Raw genomic sequence first — 22,583 nt, forward strand, 5'->3', positions numbered from 1 at the left:
TTTATACGTCTACAGTATCATGGATACAGGCTGTTGTCAAGAGGTTCCGCCACCGGTGTAAGTGTCAAGTTTTCCTCGGTAATTCATTTGACTGTCGATGATTACTATCTCCGTGGCTTCGGTTTAATCAGTATTTCTGTATAGCTCTGGCCAGTCTCCCCATTGGTGAAGAAGAAGCTCCATAAACGCCTATACGCCCCTCCAGGCATCCTGGCCTATAGTTTCTCATTTTACGCTTCTGCGCCTCACTCCGGACATTCTGGGCGATTTTACGCTCTGCCTGCACCGCAGCCTTGTGCATGGCTCTATCCATCTTTTTGTAGCTTTTCCCATTAGCATGGTACAGGAGAGCTGCTGTAAGTGTTTTATTCTTCCGGGCGGTCAATACCCAAACCATACACTCCATTCCCTCGCTGGACCAGCTCCGTCCCTGCCGCTTCATGCGATAGCTATAGAACCGGTGGTTTGTTTCTGCAGTCCCCAGGTGAATCTCTGTATGGATGCCGCGCTGACTCAGGCTGGGGATATAGGGGGCATTTCTCTCCAGATAGCTCTGCAGCTTGTCTACCTCCTCCAAATCCTCCTCTGTCCGGGCACAGCTCCGGGCAGTGTCCATCCATACGGGAATCTGTTTCATAATATTGTCGGTCCGGTGAAGTTCTCGGATAATACGGTCTATCAGTTTCCTGTTGCAGAAGCTGAGCCGGGTCCGGATCTTTTCATGCACATGATAGCAGTCGCGGAAGTGCTGGTGATCCAGGCAGCCTTCTACCATTCGCTCAAAGTCCTGAAACTGGTATCCGGACCCTCCATCCCCATTCGACAGCACTGTGGTCTTAGACAGGTCATAGTGCCCAAGCAGATAGCTTCTTACCATTGCAAAAAGTTCTTTTCTGCTGGTAGATGCAAAGCAGCGAAGTCCTACCAGTTCTGTCCTGTTGCCATTTTTCCTGACTCCCTCATATATCTGGAGGCGGTGCACTTCCGAAACGCTGCCTTTCTCCTTGTTCTTGAGTACAATTCCATCTCCTTCAATCGCTATAATTTCCGGCTGTGTCGGCTTTTCAACCTTTTCCTCTTCTGCCAATGCTTTTTCATAAGTCTTCGCCTTCTCGCCGGCATAGTTCTTGAGTGAGATAACGGACTGATGGGAGATGGTAATCCCGGCCAGGCTTTGCAGGAGTTCGCTGGCACTGCGAGATGTGGTAATTGCAACAGCCTCGACAATCCGCTCAATCATTCCCAAGCTGTAGTGCTTTCTGGACTCAAAGCCCATTTTGCAGTCCAGGGGATAGAAGCTCTTCCCTTCTTTCTGCAGAAGTCTTCGTGTATAGGTCAGCTCTCCATAGCGGCAGCAAATCGTCCTAGAGTCCCGGCGCGCCACACGCCACCCCTGTGCCTTGTAAATCTGATACAGCTCAGTGTCAATACGCGCCAGGGCCATAGCTATAAGCTGACAGTTCATTTCAGTGAGCCAATGAGTTAGCTTCCTTTCAGCCTCGATAGAGTCATCAGATTCCTTAATGAGAGAAATGACTGCACCAATTGCATTTTCACTCCAAATTTCTCCAGTTTTTGTTATAATATCCATGAGGAAAGCCCTTTCTTTGTTTTATTCTTTGCCACGGAAATTATAACATTTCCACTCAAGGGGAGGCTTTCCTCTTTTATTGTTTCTGGAAAAATTCCCTTACCGAGTAAAATTTTACACTAAGGCCACCGGTGGGACTCGACGAAACCGGGGTTCAGTCGGACAGCAGGCCGCGGGCAGCCGATAGCTGTCTTCTATCCTCCCAGTCCTTTTTTCACAATCCACCGGTCTATAATGTCTACAATCTCCTCATTATTTTTATCTTCAAAGAGGAAATGGGTATTGCCATAAACCCCTATATCCGGCAGGTGAAGGACCTCTGCATCTCCGCCATAACGGTTGATAGTTTCTGCCATGAGGCGGGCTTCCTTAAGGCGTACCCGCCAGTTATCCTCTCCGCCATGGGGACTTGGATTTTCCGGAATATGGTCTCCGAAAATCATAAGGATAGGAATTTTTGTAAGCTTTTCAAAATCACTTCGAGACACGGCCACGCCTTTCAAAGGTCCGAAAGGACTTGATGATTCCATAGGCGGCGGTACTTCGCCTTCTGGAAAGACAAATCCCACTCCCGGTTCCAGAGCAATAATGGCCTTTATATTCGCACTCTTCATAGCTGCCAGCCAGCCCGGAGAGCCACCCTGGGAATGGGTGACAAGGATGGTATTTCCAGCCCGGCCTGCCGCATCGGCAAGAGCCGTGGCAGTGAGCTTTGGATCAAAGGCTCCCGTATTGGGCGTCACCTTTCTCCAGAACTGGTTTTCCGCTTCTTCTCCCCGGGGAATCTGTACATTTTCAAAGTAATGAGGGTAATGGCCGAAACGGAAAATATCAAACCACAACGCTTCGTCAGCCGCAGGTGTCACCTTTCCTTCCACTCCGCCGCTGCCGGCTCTTCCTCTTCTTGGCTGGTCCATGATGTACACCTTGTAGCCTTTACGAAGAAACAGAGTTTGAAACCCTTCCCTGCCATCCGGCGCAGTTTCCCAGCAGGCCCCGCTCTGCCCGGCGCCATGCAGGAAAAGAAGGGCATTCTTCCTGGCATCTGCCGGTATCTGATAAAACACATAGCCATGATCCACATGCTTTTCCTGCCCCTCAGGAGACAGAGCATGGGCTTCCTCATAGGTCCCTTTCTCCCGGATCACAGTGCCGCCTGCGGCAAAACTCCCCTGTGCTTCTATCAGGAGAGGTTTTCTAAATAGTTTCATGCTGATTTCCTTTCAATACAAAACAGGAACCCCAAAGTTCCTGTTTTTATTATAACCGGTTTAATTCATATAGAGTCCGCCATTCACATCCAGCGTAGTTCCGGTAATGAGACGGGCATCATCGGAAGCAAGGAAGGCAGCAGCAGCTGCAATATCTTCCGGCTCCGCCACCTGCCTTAAGGGTACGGAAGAAAGCTGAATGCTCATCTTTTCTGTCATCTGCGTGCGGACAAAGCCCGGCGCTATGGCATTGACATTGATATGCTTTACCCCCAGCTCCCGGGCCAGGGACTTGGTTATCCCCTGCAGGGCTGCCTTGCTGGCCACATAATCGGCGGAAGTAGCAATCCCTCCAACTTCTCCGGCCAGAGAAGCGATGTTGATGATTTTCCCGCCTTCTTTTTCAAGATAGGGAATCACCAGTCCCGTAACGTAAATGACGCCATACAGATTGACCGACAGCGTCTCTTTCCAGTCTTCCTCCGTGATTTCTGTAAAAGGCGTAGAGAGGCGGCATATGCCTGCGTTGTTAATAAGAACATCAAGGCGGCGGAAATGGGACATGGCCTGACCAATCCCTTCTTCCACCGATTTTTTTGATGACATGTCTACGTTATAGCTTTTCACAGGAACGCTGTAGGTGCTGCTGATTTCTTTTTCCACTGATTGGTTGTCCTTTTCATTCCTTCCAAAAAGAATGATACTGCTTCCTTCCGAGGCCAGACGCAGGGCAATAGCCCTTCCTATCCCCCTGTTGCCACCGGTAATGAGGCTCACCTTATTTTGAAATCGTTTCATAGACTTCTCCTTACGCCATATCAGGCAGAACACCGGGAATCGGACCAGCCACAGGAACAGGTTCCGGTGCCTCTTCCTCCACGCCGGGTTCCCTGTCCAGAATACGGCGAAGGAACTGCCGGGTTCTTGCTTCTTTAGGACGGGTAAAGATTTCCTCAGGACTGCCTTCTTCCACAATGACGCCGCCATCCATGAATACCACCCGGGTAGCCGCTTCTCTGGCAAATTTCATTTCATGGGTTACCACCACCATGGTAACGCCATCGGCAGCCAGTTTCTTCATCACCGAAAGGACGCCGCCTACCAGTTCCGGATCCAGAGCAGATGTAGGTTCATCAAAGAAAATCACATCCGGTTTGACCGCCATAGCCCGGGCAATGCCCACCCGCTGCTGCTGTCCGCCGGAAAGCTGAGACGGATAATAATCAGCCCGGTCCGCCAGGCCCACTTCCTTTAATGCTTTTCTGGCAATGGCCTCTGCTTCCTCCTTCGGTATACCCCTGCCTACGGTGAGACCCAGCATCACGTTCTGCAGAGCCGTCTTATTGGCAAAAAGGTTGTAATTCTGAAATACGAAGGCCGTATGTTTCCGTACCCAGGCTATGTCTTTCTGTTTTGCTTTATGAAGGTCCAGCTGTTTGTCGCCGAAAACCATGGAGCCGGCATCCGCTTTTTCCAGGAAGGTCAGGCTCCTTAGAAATGTGGTTTTCCCTGAGCCCGAGGGCCCCAGAATCACAATGACATCCCCCTTGTTGACCTTGAGGGTCACGTCTTTTAACACCTCCTGTTTTCCGAAATGTTTTTTTACATGAGATATTTCAAGCATATTTACCCCTCCAGTCCGGCAGTGCGGTACAAGCCCACATGCTTTTCAAAAATTTTATAGAGAACCTGCACTACTGTGCACACAATAATATAAAGGATGAAAACTTCCAGGTACGCTTCAATATAGTTATATCCATAAGCTGCCTGGATTTTGGCAGCAGCCATGATGTCCTTGATTCCCATGAAGAAAGCCAGGGAAGTCCCTTTAATCAGATTCACAGTGAGATTGCAGATATTGGGAAGGGCAGAAGTCAGGGCCTGAGGAATAATGACCTGCACATAGGTCTGGAAACGGGAAAGGCCGATGGTGAGTCCTGCTTCCATCTGTCCTGCCGACACGCTCAGGATGGCTGAGCGGAATACCTCCGACAGAAGGGCTGTGGTGTTCAGAGTAAAGACGATGATGGCATACCACAGAGGATTCACTCCATGAAATACATCAAAGGAGCTGCCCATCGCTTTGAAGGCTGCATTCAGAAGACTGGGAAGCAGGGTGTACATGAGAAGAATCTGCAGCACCAGCGGCGTCCCGCGGATGAATGACACATAGAGAGCAATAGCCTTTTCTCCCCATCCCCGGGCACCGATTCTTTTTTCAGCCATAAGGAATGCCGGTACCATGGAAAGCAGCAGTACCAGGGCAGTAATGAAAAGCGTTACCGGAAGAGCCTTCAAAAGGAAAGGCAGGGCATGCTGCATAAATGAAAAATCCAGTTCCATAATTTCCTCCTTATGCTTTCAAACGTCCCCGCCCTAAATAGGATTCCATGCGGAGAAAAGCCTGTTCGATCAAAAAGCTGAGTGCCCAGTAAATGAGGAGGCAGGCCACATAAAGTTCAACGCCGTAAGCACCGTAGTTCTTTGAAATGATCAGATTCGTACGGCCTAGAAGATCGATGAGTCCGATGGTATAGGCCAGGGCACTTTCCTTCATCAGGTTAATTACAGAATTTCCAAAATTAGGAAGAGCAATCACAGCTGCCTGGGGAAGCATAACCCGGAAAAATGCCTGCTTTGGTGACAGGCCGATGGTCACCGCTGCTTCGTACTGCCCCCGGTCCACCGTTTCGTAGGCGGAACGGAACACCTCGGACACATAAGCGCCAAAGAGAAGAGTGAAAGTAATAATGACAAAGATGGCACGAGACAGATTATCCATGTCGATACCAAATTCTGCCTCCATGAATTTCGGCAGGCCGTAGAAGACGATGAACAGAAGGACAATAGAAGGTGTACAGCGGATGATATAGGTATAGCCATCCGCCAGAGCTCGGATCACCTTATGTCCCGACAGCTTGGCCCATGCCAGCAACATTCCCAGGATAGAACCTGTAAGGATGCTGGTCACTCCCACTACCAGCGTCACTGCCAGATAGGGAAGAAGAGCTGGTATAGATGTAAAAATGATATCCGGACTGAATGGTCTGGTCTGCATAAAAAACACCTCCTTGGAAATAGTAAGTTCGTGCGCTAGTGTATTAGTGGGATAGTCAGTTGGGGAAAGGTTCTCCGGTTTGACAGGCCTTTGGCCCGAGGGCTGCAGCGGCGTCCACTTCCCGGCCTCGCCGCCCCGGCTGTAAGGTTTTATAAAATCAGCAGCAAAGCCACTCACCTTTCCCCCCTCTGAAATTTTTGAGTCCTTGTATTATTTCACATCAATGAGCTTGCTTACTTCTTCTCCGAAGTATTTATTTTCCAGCTCTGCAATCTTTCCTTCCTGTTTCAGCTCGCCCAGAGCTTTATCCACCTGTTCTGCCAGTTCCTTATCATTCTTATTGATAACCGTGTAGGTAGGAATGGCCTTGTAGCGGAAGTAGCTCAGTTTATCCTTGAAATCCTTATAGGGCGCATCCGGTGCTTCCACATTTTTCTTGTAGGCCAGTTCAATGGAGAAATAGCCGTCATACCTTCCTTCCAATACCCAGGTGTAAGCATCAGCTACCTGGAAGTTTTCAGAAGCTTCCAATTTGACCGGATGATCCGGATGGGCTGCGTTGTAATCTTCAATCACCTGGTACTGTGCATTCTGTGGAGCAATAGGTACCAGTTTTTTGCCTTCCTTGGCAAAATCATCAAGATTTTTAATAGTATTGGCATCTTCCTTGCGGATGGTGACACCGATAACGCTGGCAGCAATGTTATTCTTCGGGAAAATGTATTTCTTTTCCCGGGCCGGCGTCTTCCAGGCCCCCTTGGTACCGATATCATATTTCCCTGATTCCACGCCAATCAGAAGGTCATCATCAGAGGTAGGCACGAACTGGAATTCATACTGCGGCAGTTTTTTGGCCACTTCCTTCATGACAGCCACTTCCATGCCGTCAGATTTGTTGTTGTCATCCACAAAATCATAGGGGAAATAGTGAGGTGTGTGTGCCACCTTTACGATTTTTTTGCCACCATTACCGGAAGCTCCTTTGGCTGAGTCACTTTTATTTCCACCGCATCCCGCTGCTGTCAGTGCAATACCTACAGTGCCTGTAATCAATACCGCTTTAATGGCTGTCTTCAGTTTCATCATAATCCCTCTCCTTTATTTCCCATACCTATCTGCTGCTTCACGAACCCATGCCAGATGGTTTACATCGGTATCCCGCGGAATGGTGCAGTCAGCTCCAAGAACTACACCGGTAGTGCCGGCTTCGTCTAGAATATTCCTGGTTTCCTCTTCGATTTCTTCTTTATTTCCTATGTAAATGACATCCTTTTCCGTCTGGCCAAAGCCGCCAATCACCGCTTTGCCATGGAACAGGGTCTTACCTTCCTTCAAAGACACGCCTTCCACCTTAGCAGCCCAGTTCACTGCCTTGAAAGGATAATCACTGTACCATTCCAGATGGTTGTGGAACCCATGATAGCCGCAGATGTGAAGGATATTGCTGCCGCCGGCTTCATTGGCTGCCTCCAGAATCCTTACCTCATAAGGTGCCACCTGCTTTTCGTAAATGTCTTCGGTAAGCCGGTCATAACTGATATTGTTGACGGAAAGATAAATGCCGTCCACGCCGCCTTCTTCAATGAGGGCCTTTGCCAGTTCCGCGTAATCTTTGGAAATTACGTCGAATACATGGGCCGTTTCTTCCGGGTAATCCTGAATCCAGGATGCAATATCCACAGGATGGCCCAGAGAAGCCTGCATAAATTCAATGGTCCTGGGCACTGCGAAGAGATTGTAGAAAAGAGGTACTTCCTTTCCATAAAGGGAAACCAGCTTTCTGGCATAGCCGATCTGGAAGCGGAACCAGTCCGAATCCCGGCCCAGAGGTTTGATATCCTTCAAATCCAAAGGAGAGGAAACCGGTTTCTTCAGCTCATCGATTGGATAACCAAAATATCCGTCAGTCATGATTTTGATGAGGTCCGGCTGGAAGGCTTTGTAAAAATCAGCCTGTCCTGCCAGCACCTTGTCCGTCAGTTCCGGATGGGCAAAGGCATCAGCACCTACCTCATCTCCTAAGAAATGGTGCCAAAATCCCACTGGCACGCGGTCTGCTTTTTCATTATTGAAAACCTTTGCGATTAAATCTCTTCTGCTTGCTGTCATATGATGTCTCCTGTTATAAATTAAAGTTTCTTATTTTCTTTGGTTAAGGGATTTCCCTCTGACATCGGCGGTTTCCATTCATGGCTTAGACCTCCTGTATATAAAAAAGACCTCATCCAAAGGGACGAGGTCTCGTGATTCCACCCAATTTCACCGGCCTTTCACAGGCCAGTCTCAGCGGCACCGGTCAGTGCCTTCGGCTGTATCGGGCCGCCCGGCAGGACCTACTTTTTTCAATCCTGCAGCTCAGAAATGCACTTCCCCTTCTTATCCGTATCCGCTTCCACTGTCCGGACTCGCTTTTCCGTTTTCAGAAAGGTACTCTTTTCATCATCGCCTGTTATGAAAATATGTCCCCGGGCCGGTTCGGCCCGGGACATGGTGGATACAGGCCCTTCAGGTCCTGTTCCTATTCTTCTGCTCAAGGTCTTAAGGTTTCTGCGAATCGAGTTCCTGTACCCGTTCTGCCAGAACCTGGCGAAACCTGTCTGATCCCTGTCAGTCTGTAACCTTACTTCTTGTAAAACTGGTGAAACGCAGGAGAAGAGATGCCCAGGAACAGCAGGCAGCCTGCCAGACCCCATTCCAGTTCGTTCAGTTTCTTAGCAATCAGTCTGCCCATTCCTTTTCATCCTTTCTTTCTTGAAATCAAAAAGCTCCCGTCCCCTAAGGGACGAGAGCCTAAGCTTCGTGTTTCCACCCAATTTCATATGCCCGTCGCCGGACATACCTTAAAAGGTTCTATCAAACCCTGACTCTGTATCGGGAGTTCCCGGGAAGACCTACTATAGTTCAGCCTGCCTAACTCAGAAATGCACTTCAGCACTTTATCCGTGTCCGCTTTCACTCTCCGGACTCGCTTGGCCGTCATCAGAATGCTTACTCTTTTCTTCATCGTTTTGTTGTGAATACTTTAGCACCAGATACGGGAAATGTCAAGGGGGAGAAAATGTAAAAATAAGAGACTAATAATGGCAAAGAAGTATACAAATAAAAAAATCACCACATTTGTTTAGTATTATTCCCTCTTCCAAGTATGTAAAAAGCCAGACAATAATGATTATCTGGCTGGTATAAATCTCGTTATTCTATATTCTTTTGGTGCAGAAGCCGTTGAGAATATTCTTCACCGTACACCAGCTTCCATCATTACCCCAGAAGTCACAGACATCATCGCTGAAGTAATTAAAGAAGAACTGGGATCGCAGGCCTTGATTCCGCCTATTACAACTGCTGGCGGCGAAGACTTCTTCTGGTATCCCAAAGAAAAGCCTGAACTGAAAACAGGATTCATCGCTTTGGGTGAAGATGCACAGCCTGGTCTTCATGATCCTAATATGCATTTCGACCATTCTGCTCTGCCAAACGGCGTAAAACTTCATGTTGGTCTTGTAAAGAAAATTCTGGGATAAAAATAATAACTCAAACTTCGCAGGTAAAAATCCCCTGCACCCCTTGAAAGTCCAGGCTTTGTAAACAGAAAAATAGCATGAGTCTTGCCAGTTTGGTATAATTATGTTGGCTCAAAAACATACCAAGCACCGGAGGCTCATGCTATGAAAAGTATATCACAAACCACCCAGCAGATGGAATCCATCTCGAAGAAAACTTCGGCGTTCTTCCGTCGTTATCATGTCGGCCAGATTCTGCGCGCGGCCAACGCTTGCAAGCTCAAAGGATTTTCCTCCATTCTCGTTTTCCTCGTGCTCGTAAGCATCATCTTCGAGAACCGCTCGCTCTATATGCAGCGCCGACTTCACGAGGATTCGCTGCCGTTCGGCAAGGACACGGCTTACCGCTTCTTGAACTCCTGCCACACGAACTGGCGCAAGTTCACGCTGCTTCTTGCGGCGCGGATCATCAACGAAACCATCAAGCCGCTGACGGATGCCGGCCGGCGTTGTGCCATCGTCGTCGACGATTCGCTCTTCAGCCGCTCGCGTTCCAAGCGCGTGGAACTCTTGGCGAACGTCTACGACCATGTGAGCCGCCGCTATACGAAGGGCTTCCGCTTGCTCGTCCTCGGCTGGACGGACGGGAACACGTTCCTGCCACTCACGTTCTGCCTTCTTTCAACCTCGAAGGAAAAGAACCGGCTCAATGAGGCCAGCGCATCCGTCGATGCAAGAAGCAACGGCGGAAAGCAGCGCAAGCTCGCGCAGATGGAAGCGCCAGCCGTCGTCCTCAATTTGTTGCAGGAGGTCAAGGCGACAGGAATCCCCGCGCAGTACGTCCTCTTCGACACATGGTTCTGCTCGCCGTCGTCGCTGAAAGCCATCCATGACCTCGGCTATGACGTCACCGCTATGGCAAAGAAGAGCAAGAAGGTGCGCTACCTCTGCGAAGGGAAGATCTCGAACGTCAAGGCCATCTACAAGGAACACAAGAAACGCCGCGGACGCTCGCGTTACCTCCTGTCCGTCGATGCTGTCGCGACGAAACAGGGAGAATCCCTCGTGCCTGTGCGATTGGTCTTCGTGCGGAACCGCAACAAGCGGAAGGATTATCTCGTCCTCGTCACGGCAGACCTCTCGCTTTCGGAGGAAGAAGTCATCCAGCTCTACGGGAAGCGCTGGGGCATCGAGGTGTTCTTCAAAGCGTGCAAGTCCTACCTGCGGCTCGGCAAGGATTGTCGTTCCGTCTCCTACGATGCGATGACGGCGCATGTCGCCGTCGTCTGCACACGATATATGCTCCTGGCTGTCGAGGAACGTGAGAACACGGATGGGCGAAGCCTCGGCGAGCTCTTCTATCTGGGGCTTGATGAGCTTCCGGACTTGAAGTACATGGAAGCGCTTCGCCTCGTGTTGCAGGAGTTTGCGGAGCAGCTTCGGGCAGAATATCCGTCAGAAGTCTTGCTGGTCGAATCGCTCTTGGAACGATTCCTGAACGATCTGCCCGCTCTTTGGATGAGTCGTCTGCGTGCACAGAAGTGTGCGTGAATGGCTTTCGACATTCAGTTCAAGCTGATTTATCAAGGCATACGGGATGTTTTCCGTGTGCGAAGTTTGAGATAATAATATAAACGGACGGATTAACCACCCGTCCGTTTTATATTGCATCAAAACTCCCACGCAAAAAACAGAAAATCCTATCAGGGGAGTCTCCAGGTAAGTTCAACCAGTAGATACGGCGTCCGCGCCTTGGCTCTCCCACAATACATGGGTGCTGCTCGATACTTGTCGCTAAAGAGAGGAAAGTCCTGCGAGCGCTCTTCCTTATTGCTTTTCTGTCTTCCGTTTTTTATCCTGCATTTGCTTCTGTCTATTGCCGGCCGGCTTTAGGAGAAGGGAGGGTGGAAAGGGAAATTTCCTGACGTTTCCCTTCTTCCCTGCCCTCTTCTCTACCGCGGATGTGGAAAAAGGCATTTGAAGATGGGATTCATCATCTCATGAGGTCTTTTCATCCCTCTGATACTAACATCGCAGAAGGTTTGATTTTTTGACCCCCCCCCGGAGAAAAAATTTTGAATTTTTTTCTCAGCCCTGATCTCACCGCTGACGCGGAGCTCCTTTCTGTGAAAGGAATCTGCGCTGCGTTCTTTCCTTCCGCTCCACTTGCCATCTGGGACAGAGCAAATTCTCTACATAGAAGCTGTATCTGCTTTTTATAACAAATCTTTTGAGGGAGGTTGTAAAAATGAGGGGCTTATGCAATATAAATGTATGGAGAAGGAAATCAGGAAACTCCATGGAGGATTCTATGTCCCAATCTGTCATGTATGTCGCGAATATTCCGGCCGGAATGCAGCTTTGGCAGCAGGGAAATCAAGAATCCCTGTATACAGGCTCCTGATTTTTCTCCACTATTTCCCGGGGCCCGGGGAAATAGGAACGGATTCTGCAGATTCGTAAAAAGCTTCACAACCAATCGAAAGCACGGATACCATCCCTTGCAGCATGAGCCCGCATTCCCGGACGACAAGAGCAGGGTTGACACAGGTTTTTCCTGCGGTTTAGCGCTGCCGCCTGATTCCAAGAGGCCTGCAATACTGACTGGCACGGATAGGTATCCGTGTTTTTGTGCTGCCTTTTTTATTTCAGCAAAGGTTTTTTATGGTATGATAAGTAATATATTTTTTCAGGAGGTTCCCATGAAACGTCAAATTCTTATGTTTGCTGCGGCTCTTTCGCTTTCTGCATCCTGCCTGTGTACTGGAGAGGTTTTCGCCGATTACGAAACCAGTCTTTCCCGTGCTGCTTCTTCCCGTCAACTGGCGGAGCAGGAGACCATGGGGCTTTTGTGGATGCGCACTTCCGCAGAGTACCGGGCTCTCTGCTATCAAGCCTATAATACGGCTCTTTCTTCTCTGGACAAGGCCATGAAGGAGACCCCGTCCCGTCACAAGCCCTTTGCCATCATTCTCGACTGTGATGAGACGGTGCTGGATAATACCCGCGCCATGGGCACCTATGCATCTCGGGGAAAGGGGTACTGGGACGGGTGGTGGTGGCATGACCGGGTACATGAAGGAAAATCTGCCGCCATGCCCGGCGCTCTGGATTTCTTAAAGCAGGTATCTGCCAGGGGAGTGGAGATTTTCTATGTGTCCAACCGGTACAAGCCGGATAATCTGGATGTGACCATAGACAATCTGAAAACTCTGGGATTTCCTTCTGCCGACAGGAATCATGTCCTTCTCTTTACGAAAAACAGTGATAAAATGCCCCGTTTTGCAAAGATAGAGAAATCTCACCAGGTTCTTCTTTACCTGGGCGATAATGCAGGCGATTTCCCTCTGGAAACCAAAGGAAAATCATTAGCAGAGCGGCAGCATATCATAGATGACAGCGCCAAGGACTTCGGCACCCGCTTCATCGTCCTTCCCAATCCGGCCTACGGCTCCTGGGTCAGCGCCATGGATTCCCATTATATGAAACTGCCGGTGGAAAAGAGAAATGAAGTCAACCGGAAGTATCTGACGAAATAAAAGAAGTCTAAGGTGCGTTTTCGGATGCCACCCCTCCTTTACCTGCTGACAGTTTCATATCTCTCACCATAAAAAGAGGCTGTGAAGAAATGATTTACATTTTTTCCTCTTTTTCTATTTGGATATATAAGGATTTCCTTTCAGCAGGAATCTCCAGGGAAAGTCTTTGCCATAAGTGGCGTAGTCTATGTTTTTCCTTTTTGTCGCTTCAACGGGCCAGGGGCCGTTTTCTCTGCTTTCCACGTAAAGGGTGTCTCCGGTGAGATCCATACCGTAAAAGGTCATGTCTATGCCCATGGCCTGGGTGAGGCGGCCGGGGCCAGAGGTAAGGAGCTTTTCCTTAGTCTGGTTTCTTCTTTTTTTCATGAGGTCCAGGCCTTCCAGGGGTTCCAGGGCGCGGATAAGGACGGAGCCGGACTCACCTTCATGGCCGCAGACGAAGTTGAGGCAGGTATACATGCCGTAGATGAGGTATACGTAGGCATGGCCACCTTCGCCGAAGATGATTCTTGTCCGGGGTGTGAGGCCTTTGAATACATGGGCCCCGTCGTCTTTGTGTCCCTTATAGGTTTCCCCATAGGCTTCACACTCTACAATACGACCGGCGGTGACGCCTTCTGAAGAGCGTCGGACAATAACGGCGCCTATCAGTTTTTGGGCTGTAGTGACGGCGTCACCAAGGAAATCTTCTCTTTCCCATTTCATTTCACGTCCACCTGCATGCCCATATCCAGGTTCTTGGGCGGATCTGTAATGACCCGGTCTCCTTCTGCCAGGCCGTCCATGACGAGGACGTAGCCGCCGGTGTCGCTGGCAATGGAAACGGATTTCATGTCCACCAGGTTGTCATCATTGACAACAGCCACGGTGCTGTCGCCGATAATAGCAGACTTGGGAATCATGTAGCAGGAAACGTTCTGTCCGCTTTCGATGCGGATGCTGTATTCATTGCCGATGGTGATTTCATCGTCAGGATTATCTACCTGCACTTTGTAGGTGGTCAGCTTATCCCCGTTTTCGTTAGGCTGCTTTTTCAATTCGCCGTACCACACTTCTGAGCCGTCGCTCATGGTGACGGTCAGCGTTTTATCATCTTTGGCTTTATCCATCACGTTATCCAGTTTGGATGGAATCTGCACGGAAGCAGTGACCGGAGAATCCTGGCGGATAACGAGAGCCGGTTTTCCTGCCATAGCCAGATGGGTGTCGCCGATGTATACCTGGGAAATGACACCGCTGATGGGGGCACGGACGGTGCAGTTCGCAATGGTTTTCTCCAGTGTCTGGAGGGAGGCCACCAGCTGGGCTGGTGCCTCTGCCGGTGCCGGTGCTGCAGCCGGTGCTGCCTGGGCGGCGCCGCCTTTTCTGCCTTTAATTCGTTCATATTCAGCCCTGGTAATAATTCCTTGTTTCAGCAGGGATGCTTCCAGGCTGTCATCCACGGCAGGAGCGCTGTAGCTGTAGGAGGGAGACGGCGCTGCGGCCTGAGAGGCGGCAGCAATCTGGCTTCGAAGCGACGCCGCCTGGGACTCATACTGGGAGGAGTCGATTTTAAAGAGCTCATCCCCTGCATTGACAATGGTGCCTACATCGGGAGGATTGGAAATCAGATTTCCTGAGACCTGGGGGATCACGGGAGCTGTATGAAGGGCTTCCGGTGCCGCCTTGGTCTCCAGGGTAAAGGGTTCCCTGCTTGGTTCTGCTTTCATTACATGTACTGTGGGGCGGCTCCCGCAGCCTGCCAGGAGCAGGGCCGCAGAGACACAAAAGGCTGCCGCACAGGCCATCCATTTATTCATTATCATGCCTTCTTTTCTTTCATCATATCGTCAGCTATGAGCCCTGCCAGTTTATCCAGGGTATCATCGTCGGCAGGAGCGGAGGAAATATGGACCGGTTCTCCCAGCACAGTGCATTTCTTCCAGGTTTGTACTTTTTCCATCATCAGTTTACCGCTTACGTTCGGCGCCCAGCTGCTGTTGCCCACGATGGCTATGGTGCGATTCTGCACGTCCATTTCATGGCAGAGGTCCAGGAATGCGTTCATCACAGGGTTCAGGCCCATGTTCATGGTCACCGCTGCCAGCACCATATGGCTCCGGCGGAGAACCTCCGGAAAAGCTTCGGTGATAGAGGAACTGCAGAGGTCCACCAGCTTCAGGTTTTTGACGCCCTTGGCAGCCAGCTTTCCTGCCAGGATCTGGGCAGCCATGGCTGTATTTCCATAGGGGGAGGCAAAGAAGATGGAAACAGACTGTTCTTCCGGCTCCCAGGATGCCCATTTCCTGTAAAGGGTGGTGAGTCCTGCTATATCTTCCTTCCTGCGGAAAACGGGGCCGTGGAGAGAGCAGAGATACTTTATATCAAGTTTCTCTACCTTTTTCAGAGCCATCTGTACCTGCATACCGTAACGAGCCACGATATTGGCATAATATTTCCTGAAGCTCGGGAGATATTCCTCTTCATAATCCACATCGTCGGCAAAAACAGAGCCGTTCAGCACGCCGAAAGTGCCGAAGGCATCAGCAGAGAAGAGCACCTTTTCCGTTTCTTCATAGGTAAAGGTCACCTCCGGCCAATGCACCATGGGCGCCTTCAGGAATCGGAGCCGGTGGGTACCCAAGGAAATTTCCAGCTTTTCGTCAGAGGAAAGGAAGCGGTCCTTCAGGGACACGTGAAAATACTGGCCAATCATCTTCTGGGCCTGAGGTGTGGCAATGATTTTCGCTTCGGGATAGGCCCTGGCCAGGGCCAAAAAGGAACCGCTGTGGTCCGGCTCCATATGGTTGATGACAATATAGTCCAGCTGCCTGCCATGGAGAAGATGGGATACATTGTCCATAAAAACATCACGAATCACTGAATCTACCGTATCCAGTACCGCCGTTTTTTCATCATCAATAAAATAGCTGTTATAAGAAATCCCCCGGGAAATGGGAATGAGATTCTCAAACCGGGTAGAAACGAAATCATTGCCGCCAATCCAATAGATATGGTCTGTTACCTTTTGTTCGTTATGCATGGTGAGCCCCTTATGAAAGCCTACAAATACAGATTTTTTCGCTTTTTAAGTATACCACGAATGAGCGGTATATGCACTGTATCCGGAAGGGTTCTTCTATTTGTCAGGGCCATGAGTTTTGTCCTGTTTTACGGTCTGTGACAATTTTCCTAAGACTTTGCAAAGCTTCTCCGCATCAGAGTAGAATCCATGCGTATCAGTTCTCTTTCCCATCTATTCCTGCTTTAGAAATTCTTCTTTTGCTTTCAGAAATGTTTCCACACAGTCAGCGAAGGAAAGACCATTTTCCTCCGCCAGTACAGCCAGCCACCATACGCATTCTCCTATTTTGGAGGGAAGCATGGATTCTTCGCTGCTGGGCCAGCGGCCTTCTTTGGCCATAACATGACGGCCGATGAGAGCGGCATCCGTAAGAAAAGCCAGTGCATCTTCTTCCGAGGTCCATTCTTTCCCGTGGATTTCCTTTTCCAGCTCATGATATATCTTTCGTATGTCCATGGATTTTTCTGCTGTTTCCTGTAATGTCATTTCCTTATCCTCTTTTCTGCTGTTTTTCACTCTGCATAACGAAGAAAAGCCTCCGACTGAAGAGGGAGGTTTTCTTATCCTTTTATTATCTACTTTTATGGCACAAATGCAATCCTCGGCACTGAATGGAAACCTTTGATGAATTTTACGCATCTATCCCGGGTTTCTAAGGCAAAGGTCAGAGAAAAACATTTTCCCGGAGCATACAGGAGAACAACTGCATCCCCTATGATGGCATTATATGAACCTGCCGGTCAAACTGTCTGTATTCTGCCGAATTTCTTCAGGCGTACCCCGGGCAATGATCCGGCCGCCTTCCTTTCCTCCTCCCGGTCCCATATCCACAATGTAATCCGCATTTCTTATAACATCAAGATCATGTTCGATAACAACCAGTGTTGCCCCATGATCAATGAGGGTCTGGAAAACATGGAGAAGCGTCCTCACATCCTGCGGATGCAGCCCGATGGTAGGTTCATCGAAGACGAATACGGAATCACTCTGGCCTTTTCCCATTTCGCTGGCCAGTTTCAGCCGCTGTGCCTCGCCGCCGGAGAGTCCCGGCGTTTCCTCCCCCAGTGTGAGGTATCCAAGTCCAAGGTCATGCAGCACCTGCAGGCGCTGCTGCAGGAGTTTAAGTCCCCCCCAGGGCGTTGAGCACCTGATCCACACTCATATTCATAAGTTCCGGCAGGCTGTATTCCTTTCCATCTTTGGCCCTGCGATGAATGTCATAGGCTTCTTTTCTGTACCGGGATCCCCGGCAGTCGGGGCAGGGAATCTGAACATCCGGCAGAAACTGGACATCCAGTGAAATCTCGCCTGTACCGTCACAGGTAGGGCAGCGAAGTTTCCCTGTGTTGTATGAAAAATCTCCTGCCTTATAGTGATGTTCCTTGGCGTCTGCTGTTCGGGCATATACCTTTCTGAGTCCGTCATGTACATTGGCATAAGTGGCTACTGTAGACCGTACATTGATACCAATGGGCGTGGCATCGATGAGCTTGACCTGGGTAATGCCGTCTGCCTCTACCTTCTTCACATGGGAAGGCAGCTTCTGTCCGCTGATTTCAGCCCTCAGGGCGGGAATCAGACTTTCCAGGACCATGGTCGTTTTTCCGGATCCGGAGACCCCTGTCACCACAGTCAGACGCCCCATCGGTATCCGCACGTCCAGAGGATGCACCGTATGGATGGCCCCAGTCTCCAGATGAATCGCCCCCTTGTCAAACAGGGCCTCTCTCTTTGTGACGGGTCGGATTCTTGATTCATAGTGATCGGACAGGTAGGGGCCTATGACAGATTTCGGATTCTTCGAAATATCTTCCACTGTTCCCTGGGAAATAATCGTTCCGCCTTCTGCGCCGGCACCCTTCCCCATCTCTATCATCCAGTCAGCATGCTTCAACACCTGCGTATCATGATCCACAAGAATGACAGAGTTTCCATCGGATTGCAAATCATCCATCACTCCGGTGAGACCCTGAAGATTATAAGGGTGAAGTCCAATGGATGGCTCATCAAGAACGTAGAGCACACCGGTCGTACGGTTTCTTACTGCCCTTGCCAGCTGTACGCGCTGCCTCTCGCCGGTAGAAAGCGTAGAAGCCGCCCGGTCCAGCGAAAGATACCCCAGTCCCAGGTCCATGAGCCGCTTGGAAACATCCATAAACGATTCGCATATATTTTCCGCCATGGGACGCATCTCTTCCGGAAGCGAGGAAGGAACTCCCTGTACCCAGGGGATCAGCTCCGAAAGGGTCATGGCCGATGCCTGATCCAGCCCGATTCCACGAAGATGCGGTGCACGGGCAGCTTCCGACAGCCTTGTTCCATCGCAGTCCGGGCACACATCCTCTTCCAGATATTTTTCAAGCCGCTTCATTCCCTTTTCATCCTTCACTTTAGCAAGAGCATTCTTCACGGAATTCACGGCGCTGTAATAATTGAAATCCATCTCCGCCGGTTCCAGCGTATTTGGATTCACATAGTGGATATGATGCTTCTTCAGCTCCCCGTGGTAGACGATTTCTTTTTCTTCCGGTGTCAGGTCACGAAAGGGCACGTTTGTCCTGACACCCATGGTGCGCACGATATCCTTCATCAGCGACCACATCAGCGTTCCCCAGACAACTACAGCTCCCTCATCGATGGTCTTGGAATCATCAGGCACCAGGGCTGACTCATTCACATTTCGGACCACCCCTGTCCCACCGCAGGTCGGGCAGGCGCCGCTGCTGTTGAATGCAAGTTCTTCCGCTCCCGGACCATAAAATTTTACCCCGCATACGGGACAGGTGATTTCCTGCATGGCTGCCACAGAAAGAGAGGGAGGGCAGTAATGGCCATTGGGGCAGCGGTGACTTGCCAGCCGGGAAAACATAAGCCTGAGACTGTTCAAAAGTTCAGAAAGTGTCCCGAAGGTACTGCGGATGCCCGGAACTCCCGGACGCTGGCGCAGCGCAAGAGCCGCCGGCACATATCTGATATCATCCACATCTGCCCGCTCTGCCTGTGTCATCCTCCGGCGGGTATAGGTAGACAGGGATTCCAGATACCGGCGAGATCCTTCCGCATAGAGCGCGCCAAGAGCCAGTGAGGATTTCCCCGATCCCGAAACACCGGCAATCGCTACGATTTCATGGAGCGGGATATCCACATCAATATTTTTCAGGTTGTGGACTTTGGCCCCCCGTACCTCGATATTCCTCGGCAGCCTTTGTATGCTGTGATTTTCTTTCTTCATCATATTCTCCTTCATCTACCCGGGATGACAGCCATTCGTCAAAGTATCTTGATTATACTCTGCCAATGGATGCCATCAGGTCCTGCGCCCTATCCAATAAGCCTTTTCAAGCTCTACCATGATCCCATGGCAGGCTCATGATTTCCGCACGGCGTCATTTCCTTGTATCTTCAATCAAAAGCCTTTCATTGGGATGCGTTTTCGCCCATTTCCAGATATTATTTTTTATCCTCCCATGGTTTCCAGGGCTTTCCTGACAGCGATGGGTCAACAAAAGCATACCTTTCCGGGTCTTTTCCAATTTTTCTGAAATAAGCTTTAATGTCTGTCTCGTGACCGATATCATTAGGCTCATATATCTTCTCTTCACGAATCTCATCCGGAAGATACTGCTGCTTCACCCAGTGGTTCGGATAATTATGGGCATACTTGTAACCAATCCCCCGTCCCAGCTTTTTGGCACCTTTATAACTAGAGTCCTGCAGGTAGGAAGGAATCGGTAGATTTCCTGTCTTCCGGACAATGGCCAGAGCCTTCTCAATGCCAAGATAAGCAGAATTGGATTTGGGAGCTGAAGCGATATAGGAAGCGGCCTGTGCCAAAATGATTCTACCCTCCGGCATGCCAACGCGCTCTACGCCGATTGCCGCCGATGCTGCCACACAGATTGCCATGGGGTCGGCATTACCGACTTCTTCAGATGCAGCTACCAGCATTCTGCGTGCAATATACTTCACATCCTCGCCTGCTTCCAGCATACGAGCCAGATAATAAAGGGCCGCATCCGGATCGGAGCCACACATGGACTCAATAAAAGCAGCAATGGTATCGTAATGATTATCCCCGGTCTTATCGTAGCGGATTGCCTTCTTCTGTATACATTCCTCTGCCACCTCCAGTGTGACATGTATCTTTCCATCACTTCCCGGATCTGTTGTGAGCACAGCAAGTTCTATAGCATTCAGCGCAGCCCGGGCATCGCCATCAGCGATATCCGCCAGAAAATCTGCGGCCTCCTCCGTGATATCAGCATGGTATGGTTTGACTCCCCTTTCTGAAACGAAAGCCCTGTGAATCAGAGTCAGAATATTCTCCTTCGACAGCGGTTTCAGTTCAAAAATTCTCGATCTTGAAAGAAGCGCACCATTCACTTCAAAATAGGGATTCTCTGTTGTGGCGCCAATCAAAATCACCGTGCCGTCTTCTACATATGGCAGCAGATAGTCCTGCTGTGCCTTATTAAACCGATGAATTTCATCAATAAAGAGAATTGTTTTTCTTCCGTAACAGCCCAGATTCTCCTTGGCTCTTGCCACAACCTCCTCCAGATCTTTCTTTCCTGCAATCGTTGCATTCACCTGATGGAAATCAGCGGATGTAGTACCAGCGATGACACGAGCCAGAGTCGTTTTCCCCACGCCCGGCGGTCCATAAAAGATAACCGAACTGATCCGGTCCGCTTTGATTGCGCGGTAAAGGAGCTTATTCTTTCCTATAATATCCTCCTGACCAACCACCTCTTCCAAAGTCTTAGGACGCATCCTGGCAGCAAGGGGAGCCTCCTTTTCTTTCAGGCCTTCCGCTGCATAATCGAAAAGATTCATCTACGTTGACACCACCTTCACTTATCTTCTGTATCACAATGCGGCTCACCATTACAGGCACTGTGATACCAGTCTTCAGACGTTGACTTTACCAGGTACATTTATTATACTTGTTCCATAATAATATGCAAGTACTCAGTTTTTACTTGCTTAGTATCAGAAAGTATACCGGAGGAATGTATGCCATCAGACAATGCATCACAAAAGAATTCTGAACAGAATTATATGAGTTATGAAGAGTATTTGCAGAAAGTGAAAACAGGAATCTTAACGGATAGCGGAAACTGCCCCGTCACCCCTCTCCTTAAAATGCTGCAGGGGAAATGGAAAACCCAGGTTCTCTATGAATTCTGCATCTATGACACCGTACGGTTCGGCGTTCTGAAAAAAGATCTGACCGGTATCACGAACACCATGCTGACAAAGACACTGCGCGAACTGGAAGCCCATGGTCTGATCACCCGCAGGCAGTTTAACGAAATTCCGCCTCACGTGGAATACTCATTCTCTCCTATGGGCAGGGACCTGCTTCCGGTGTTCTATGCCATCATGTGCTGGGGATTTAAGCACGAAAAAGATCTTCCAAAGAGCTGATAAACTCTCCGGAGGATCTTTAACTTCAGAAGCTTCTCACTGAAATCAAAAATCTGAAGGAACAAAAAAACTCCAAACGCTCCCGAGAAATCCTTTAATTTCTGGATGAATCAGTATCTGCCGGGAAGCCGAATCATTTCCTGCTGCATGTACAGAAGAAACATGACCAGTTCATGGAAGAAACAGGCCATCACCCGAAGAATCAGGATACATAATTGTACACAATCGTCCCTATGAAAATAGTAAAAATCCCCGCAAATCTTGAAAAATCAAGATTTGCGGGGATTTGAGCATTTATTCCCATTCAATGATGCTCGGCGGCTTGGAGGTGATGTCGTAGACCACTCTGTTCACTCCGGCCACTTCGCTGCAGATACGGCGGCTCATTTCGTCCAGCACTTCCCAGGGGAAGCGGAAATAATCAGCCGTCATGCCGTCGGAGGACGTATCCCCAATATAAGGAGTTTCCTGACAAAGTAATGCATAAATTTCTTATAAAAGCAGACTGCCCGGAATGGATTCGTGCTTTCCGGCAGACCGCCTTATTTCCGGATCCCCGGCGCATAGCCCTTGTCCGCCGCTTCCACAGCCAGGCCGATTAAACTTTTATGTCCTGTCTTACGAAGCATATTGCTCACATGGAAGCTGACAGTTCGTATGCTGATGTGCAGTTCATCTGCTATTTCCTTGTAGGACAGGTTGCGGCAGACCAGGCGCAGAATATCCAGTTCCCGATCTGTCAGTGTCACCCCCTGGATGCCGAAGGTCACCTGGCCCCGGACATCGGGAAAAATATGCTCCCCTGCCATAGTCTTCTCCAGACAGTCCATAAATTCCCGGGCCGTGCTTTCTTTGTAGATAAAGCTGTCCGCTCCGGCGCTTCGGGCCATTTCCAGAAAGCTGATATCCTGAAATCCGGTCATAATGATGATTTTAGGAGGGTTCTTCCGCTCCTTCAGGCGCTTTGCCAGAATAATGCCGCTGTTCTTTCCCTCCATGCAGATATCCAGGAGAATCGCATCGGGATGAAGCTGGTCACAGACCGGCTCCACCAGCTCTGAAAAGGGCAGGGCACTCACTACCTCAATATGGCTCTGCCCTTCAAAGATTTTGACCAGTCCCTCCAGCAGGATTTTCTGGTCATCCACAATCATAAGCCGAATCATAGACATCCTCCATTTCCAGAAAAG

The 22,583-nt window shown here is 49.7% G+C and carries 20 protein-coding genes, 1 pseudogene and 1 other annotated feature; of the genes and pseudogenes, 4 read left to right on the forward strand and 17 right to left on the reverse strand.

The features are described 5' to 3' along the window. Window positions 1-127 precede the first annotated feature (127 nt). From NW747_RS00110 to NW747_RS00145, 8 genes are all read right to left on the reverse strand, one after another. Window positions 128-1,591: an ISLre2 family transposase gene (locus NW747_RS00110; RefSeq protein WP_273186357.1), complete on the reverse strand. Its 1,464-nt coding sequence runs from the start codon at window positions 1,589-1,591 to the stop codon at window positions 128-130. Between the two features lie 194 nt (window positions 1,592-1,785). Continuing rightward, complete coding sequence (locus NW747_RS00115) at window positions 1,786-2,802, reverse strand: alpha/beta hydrolase (RefSeq protein ID WP_273187395.1); 1,017 nt, start codon at window positions 2,800-2,802, stop codon at window positions 1,786-1,788. A 60-nt stretch (window positions 2,803-2,862) separates the two neighbouring features. Beyond that, window positions 2,863-3,600, reverse strand: coding sequence for an SDR family NAD(P)-dependent oxidoreductase (locus tag NW747_RS00120; protein ID WP_273187396.1), 738 nt, complete (start codon window positions 3,598-3,600; stop codon window positions 2,863-2,865). Window positions 3,601-3,610: 10 nt separating this feature from the next. Beyond that, complete coding sequence (locus tag NW747_RS00125) at window positions 3,611-4,426, reverse strand: amino acid ABC transporter ATP-binding protein (protein ID WP_273187398.1); 816 nt, start codon at window positions 4,424-4,426, stop codon at window positions 3,611-3,613. Window positions 4,427-4,428: 2 nt separating this feature from the next. Beyond that, window positions 4,429-5,145, reverse strand: coding sequence for an amino acid ABC transporter permease (locus NW747_RS00130; protein WP_273095528.1), 717 nt, complete (start codon window positions 5,143-5,145; stop codon window positions 4,429-4,431). A 10-nt stretch (window positions 5,146-5,155) separates the two neighbouring features. Then, window positions 5,156-5,860 (reverse strand): amino acid ABC transporter permease, encoded by a 705-nt coding sequence (locus NW747_RS00135; RefSeq protein WP_273187399.1) that lies wholly within the window; start codon window positions 5,858-5,860, stop codon window positions 5,156-5,158. 210 nt (window positions 5,861-6,070) lie between these two features. After that, a complete protein-coding gene (locus NW747_RS00140) occupies window positions 6,071-6,946 on the reverse strand; it encodes a transporter substrate-binding domain-containing protein (RefSeq protein WP_273187401.1) in 876 nt (291 codons plus the stop codon). Between the two features lie 12 nt (window positions 6,947-6,958). After that, window positions 6,959-7,969 carry a uroporphyrinogen decarboxylase family protein gene (locus NW747_RS00145; protein ID WP_273187403.1) on the reverse strand — a complete coding sequence of 337 codons (1,011 nt, stop codon included), beginning with the start codon at window positions 7,967-7,969 and terminating at the stop codon, window positions 6,959-6,961. Window positions 7,970-8,086: 117 nt separating this feature from the next. Next, window positions 8,087-8,312: a binding site (T-box leader), on the reverse strand. Window positions 8,313-9,090: 778 nt separating this feature from the next. Here NW747_RS00145 and NW747_RS00155 point away from each other — a divergent pair. The 3 genes from NW747_RS00155 (at window position 9,091) to NW747_RS00165 (ending at window position 12,899) form a co-directional block, all read left to right on the forward strand. After that, entirely contained in the window at window positions 9,091-9,381 is a 291-nt protein-coding gene (locus NW747_RS00155) for a M20/M25/M40 family metallo-hydrolase (protein ID WP_262359555.1), read from the forward strand. A gap of 144 nt (window positions 9,382-9,525) precedes the next feature. Then, the gene (locus tag NW747_RS00160) at window positions 9,526-10,911 is read left to right on the forward strand and encodes an IS4 family transposase (protein WP_273187406.1); all 1,386 of its coding nucleotides are present in this window, start codon (window positions 9,526-9,528) and stop codon (window positions 10,909-10,911) included. A gap of 1,151 nt (window positions 10,912-12,062) precedes the next feature. After that, window positions 12,063-12,899 (forward strand): 5'-nucleotidase, lipoprotein e(P4) family, encoded by an 837-nt coding sequence (locus NW747_RS00165; RefSeq protein WP_273187407.1) that lies wholly within the window; start codon window positions 12,063-12,065, stop codon window positions 12,897-12,899. Between the two features lie 114 nt (window positions 12,900-13,013). Here NW747_RS00165 and NW747_RS00170 read toward each other — a convergent pair whose 3' ends face one another. The 7 genes from NW747_RS00170 to NW747_RS00200 form a co-directional block, all read right to left on the reverse strand. Next, window positions 13,014-13,604: a DNA-3-methyladenine glycosylase gene (locus tag NW747_RS00170; protein ID WP_273187409.1), complete on the reverse strand. Its 591-nt coding sequence runs from the start codon at window positions 13,602-13,604 to the stop codon at window positions 13,014-13,016. Further along, window positions 13,601-14,698, reverse strand: a complete 1,098-nt coding sequence (locus tag NW747_RS00175) for an efflux RND transporter periplasmic adaptor subunit (protein WP_273187410.1) — start codon at window positions 14,696-14,698, stop codon at window positions 13,601-13,603. The genes NW747_RS00170 and NW747_RS00175 overlap by 4 nt, the downstream gene beginning before the upstream one ends. Before the next feature lie 2 nt (window positions 14,699-14,700). Then, window positions 14,701-15,921, reverse strand: coding sequence for an FprA family A-type flavoprotein (locus NW747_RS00180; protein WP_273187412.1), 1,221 nt, complete (start codon window positions 15,919-15,921; stop codon window positions 14,701-14,703). A 213-nt stretch (window positions 15,922-16,134) separates the two neighbouring features. Then, the gene (locus NW747_RS00185; protein WP_273187414.1) at window positions 16,135-16,449 is read right to left on the reverse strand and encodes a nucleoside triphosphate pyrophosphohydrolase family protein; all 315 of its coding nucleotides are present in this window, start codon (window positions 16,447-16,449) and stop codon (window positions 16,135-16,137) included. 237 nt (window positions 16,450-16,686) lie between these two features. After that, window positions 16,687-17,061 carry a hypothetical protein gene (locus NW747_RS00190; RefSeq protein ID WP_273187415.1) on the reverse strand — a complete coding sequence of 125 codons (375 nt, stop codon included), beginning with the start codon at window positions 17,059-17,061 and terminating at the stop codon, window positions 16,687-16,689. 22 nt (window positions 17,062-17,083) lie between these two features. Beyond that, window positions 17,084-19,198 (reverse strand): excinuclease ABC subunit UvrA, encoded by a 2,115-nt coding sequence (locus NW747_RS00195; protein WP_273187417.1) that lies wholly within the window; start codon window positions 19,196-19,198, stop codon window positions 17,084-17,086. A 215-nt stretch (window positions 19,199-19,413) separates the two neighbouring features. Next, window positions 19,414-20,799 (reverse strand): replication-associated recombination protein A, encoded by a 1,386-nt coding sequence (locus NW747_RS00200; protein WP_273187418.1) that lies wholly within the window; start codon window positions 20,797-20,799, stop codon window positions 19,414-19,416. A gap of 252 nt (window positions 20,800-21,051) precedes the next feature. Between NW747_RS00200 and NW747_RS00205 the strand changes: the two genes are divergently transcribed. Then, window positions 21,052-21,393 (forward strand): winged helix-turn-helix transcriptional regulator, encoded by a 342-nt coding sequence (locus NW747_RS00205; RefSeq protein WP_273187419.1) that lies wholly within the window; start codon window positions 21,052-21,054, stop codon window positions 21,391-21,393. Window positions 21,394-21,687: 294 nt separating this feature from the next. Here the strand turns inward: NW747_RS00205 and NW747_RS00210 are convergent. Further along, window positions 21,688-21,846 (reverse strand): annotated as a pseudogene (locus NW747_RS00210) (GMP synthase (glutamine-hydrolyzing)); the annotation flags it as partial. A gap of 89 nt (window positions 21,847-21,935) precedes the next feature. Next, on the reverse strand, window positions 21,936-22,559 hold the full coding sequence (locus NW747_RS00215; RefSeq protein WP_008860195.1) for a response regulator transcription factor: 624 nt from the start codon (window positions 22,557-22,559) through the stop codon (window positions 21,936-21,938). Window positions 22,560-22,583: the final 24 nt, after the last annotated feature.

Source organism: Dialister succinatiphilus, assembly GCF_928721695.1.
GTDB classification, from domain to species: Bacteria; Bacillota; Negativicutes; order Veillonellales; family Dialisteraceae; genus Dialister; species Dialister succinatiphilus.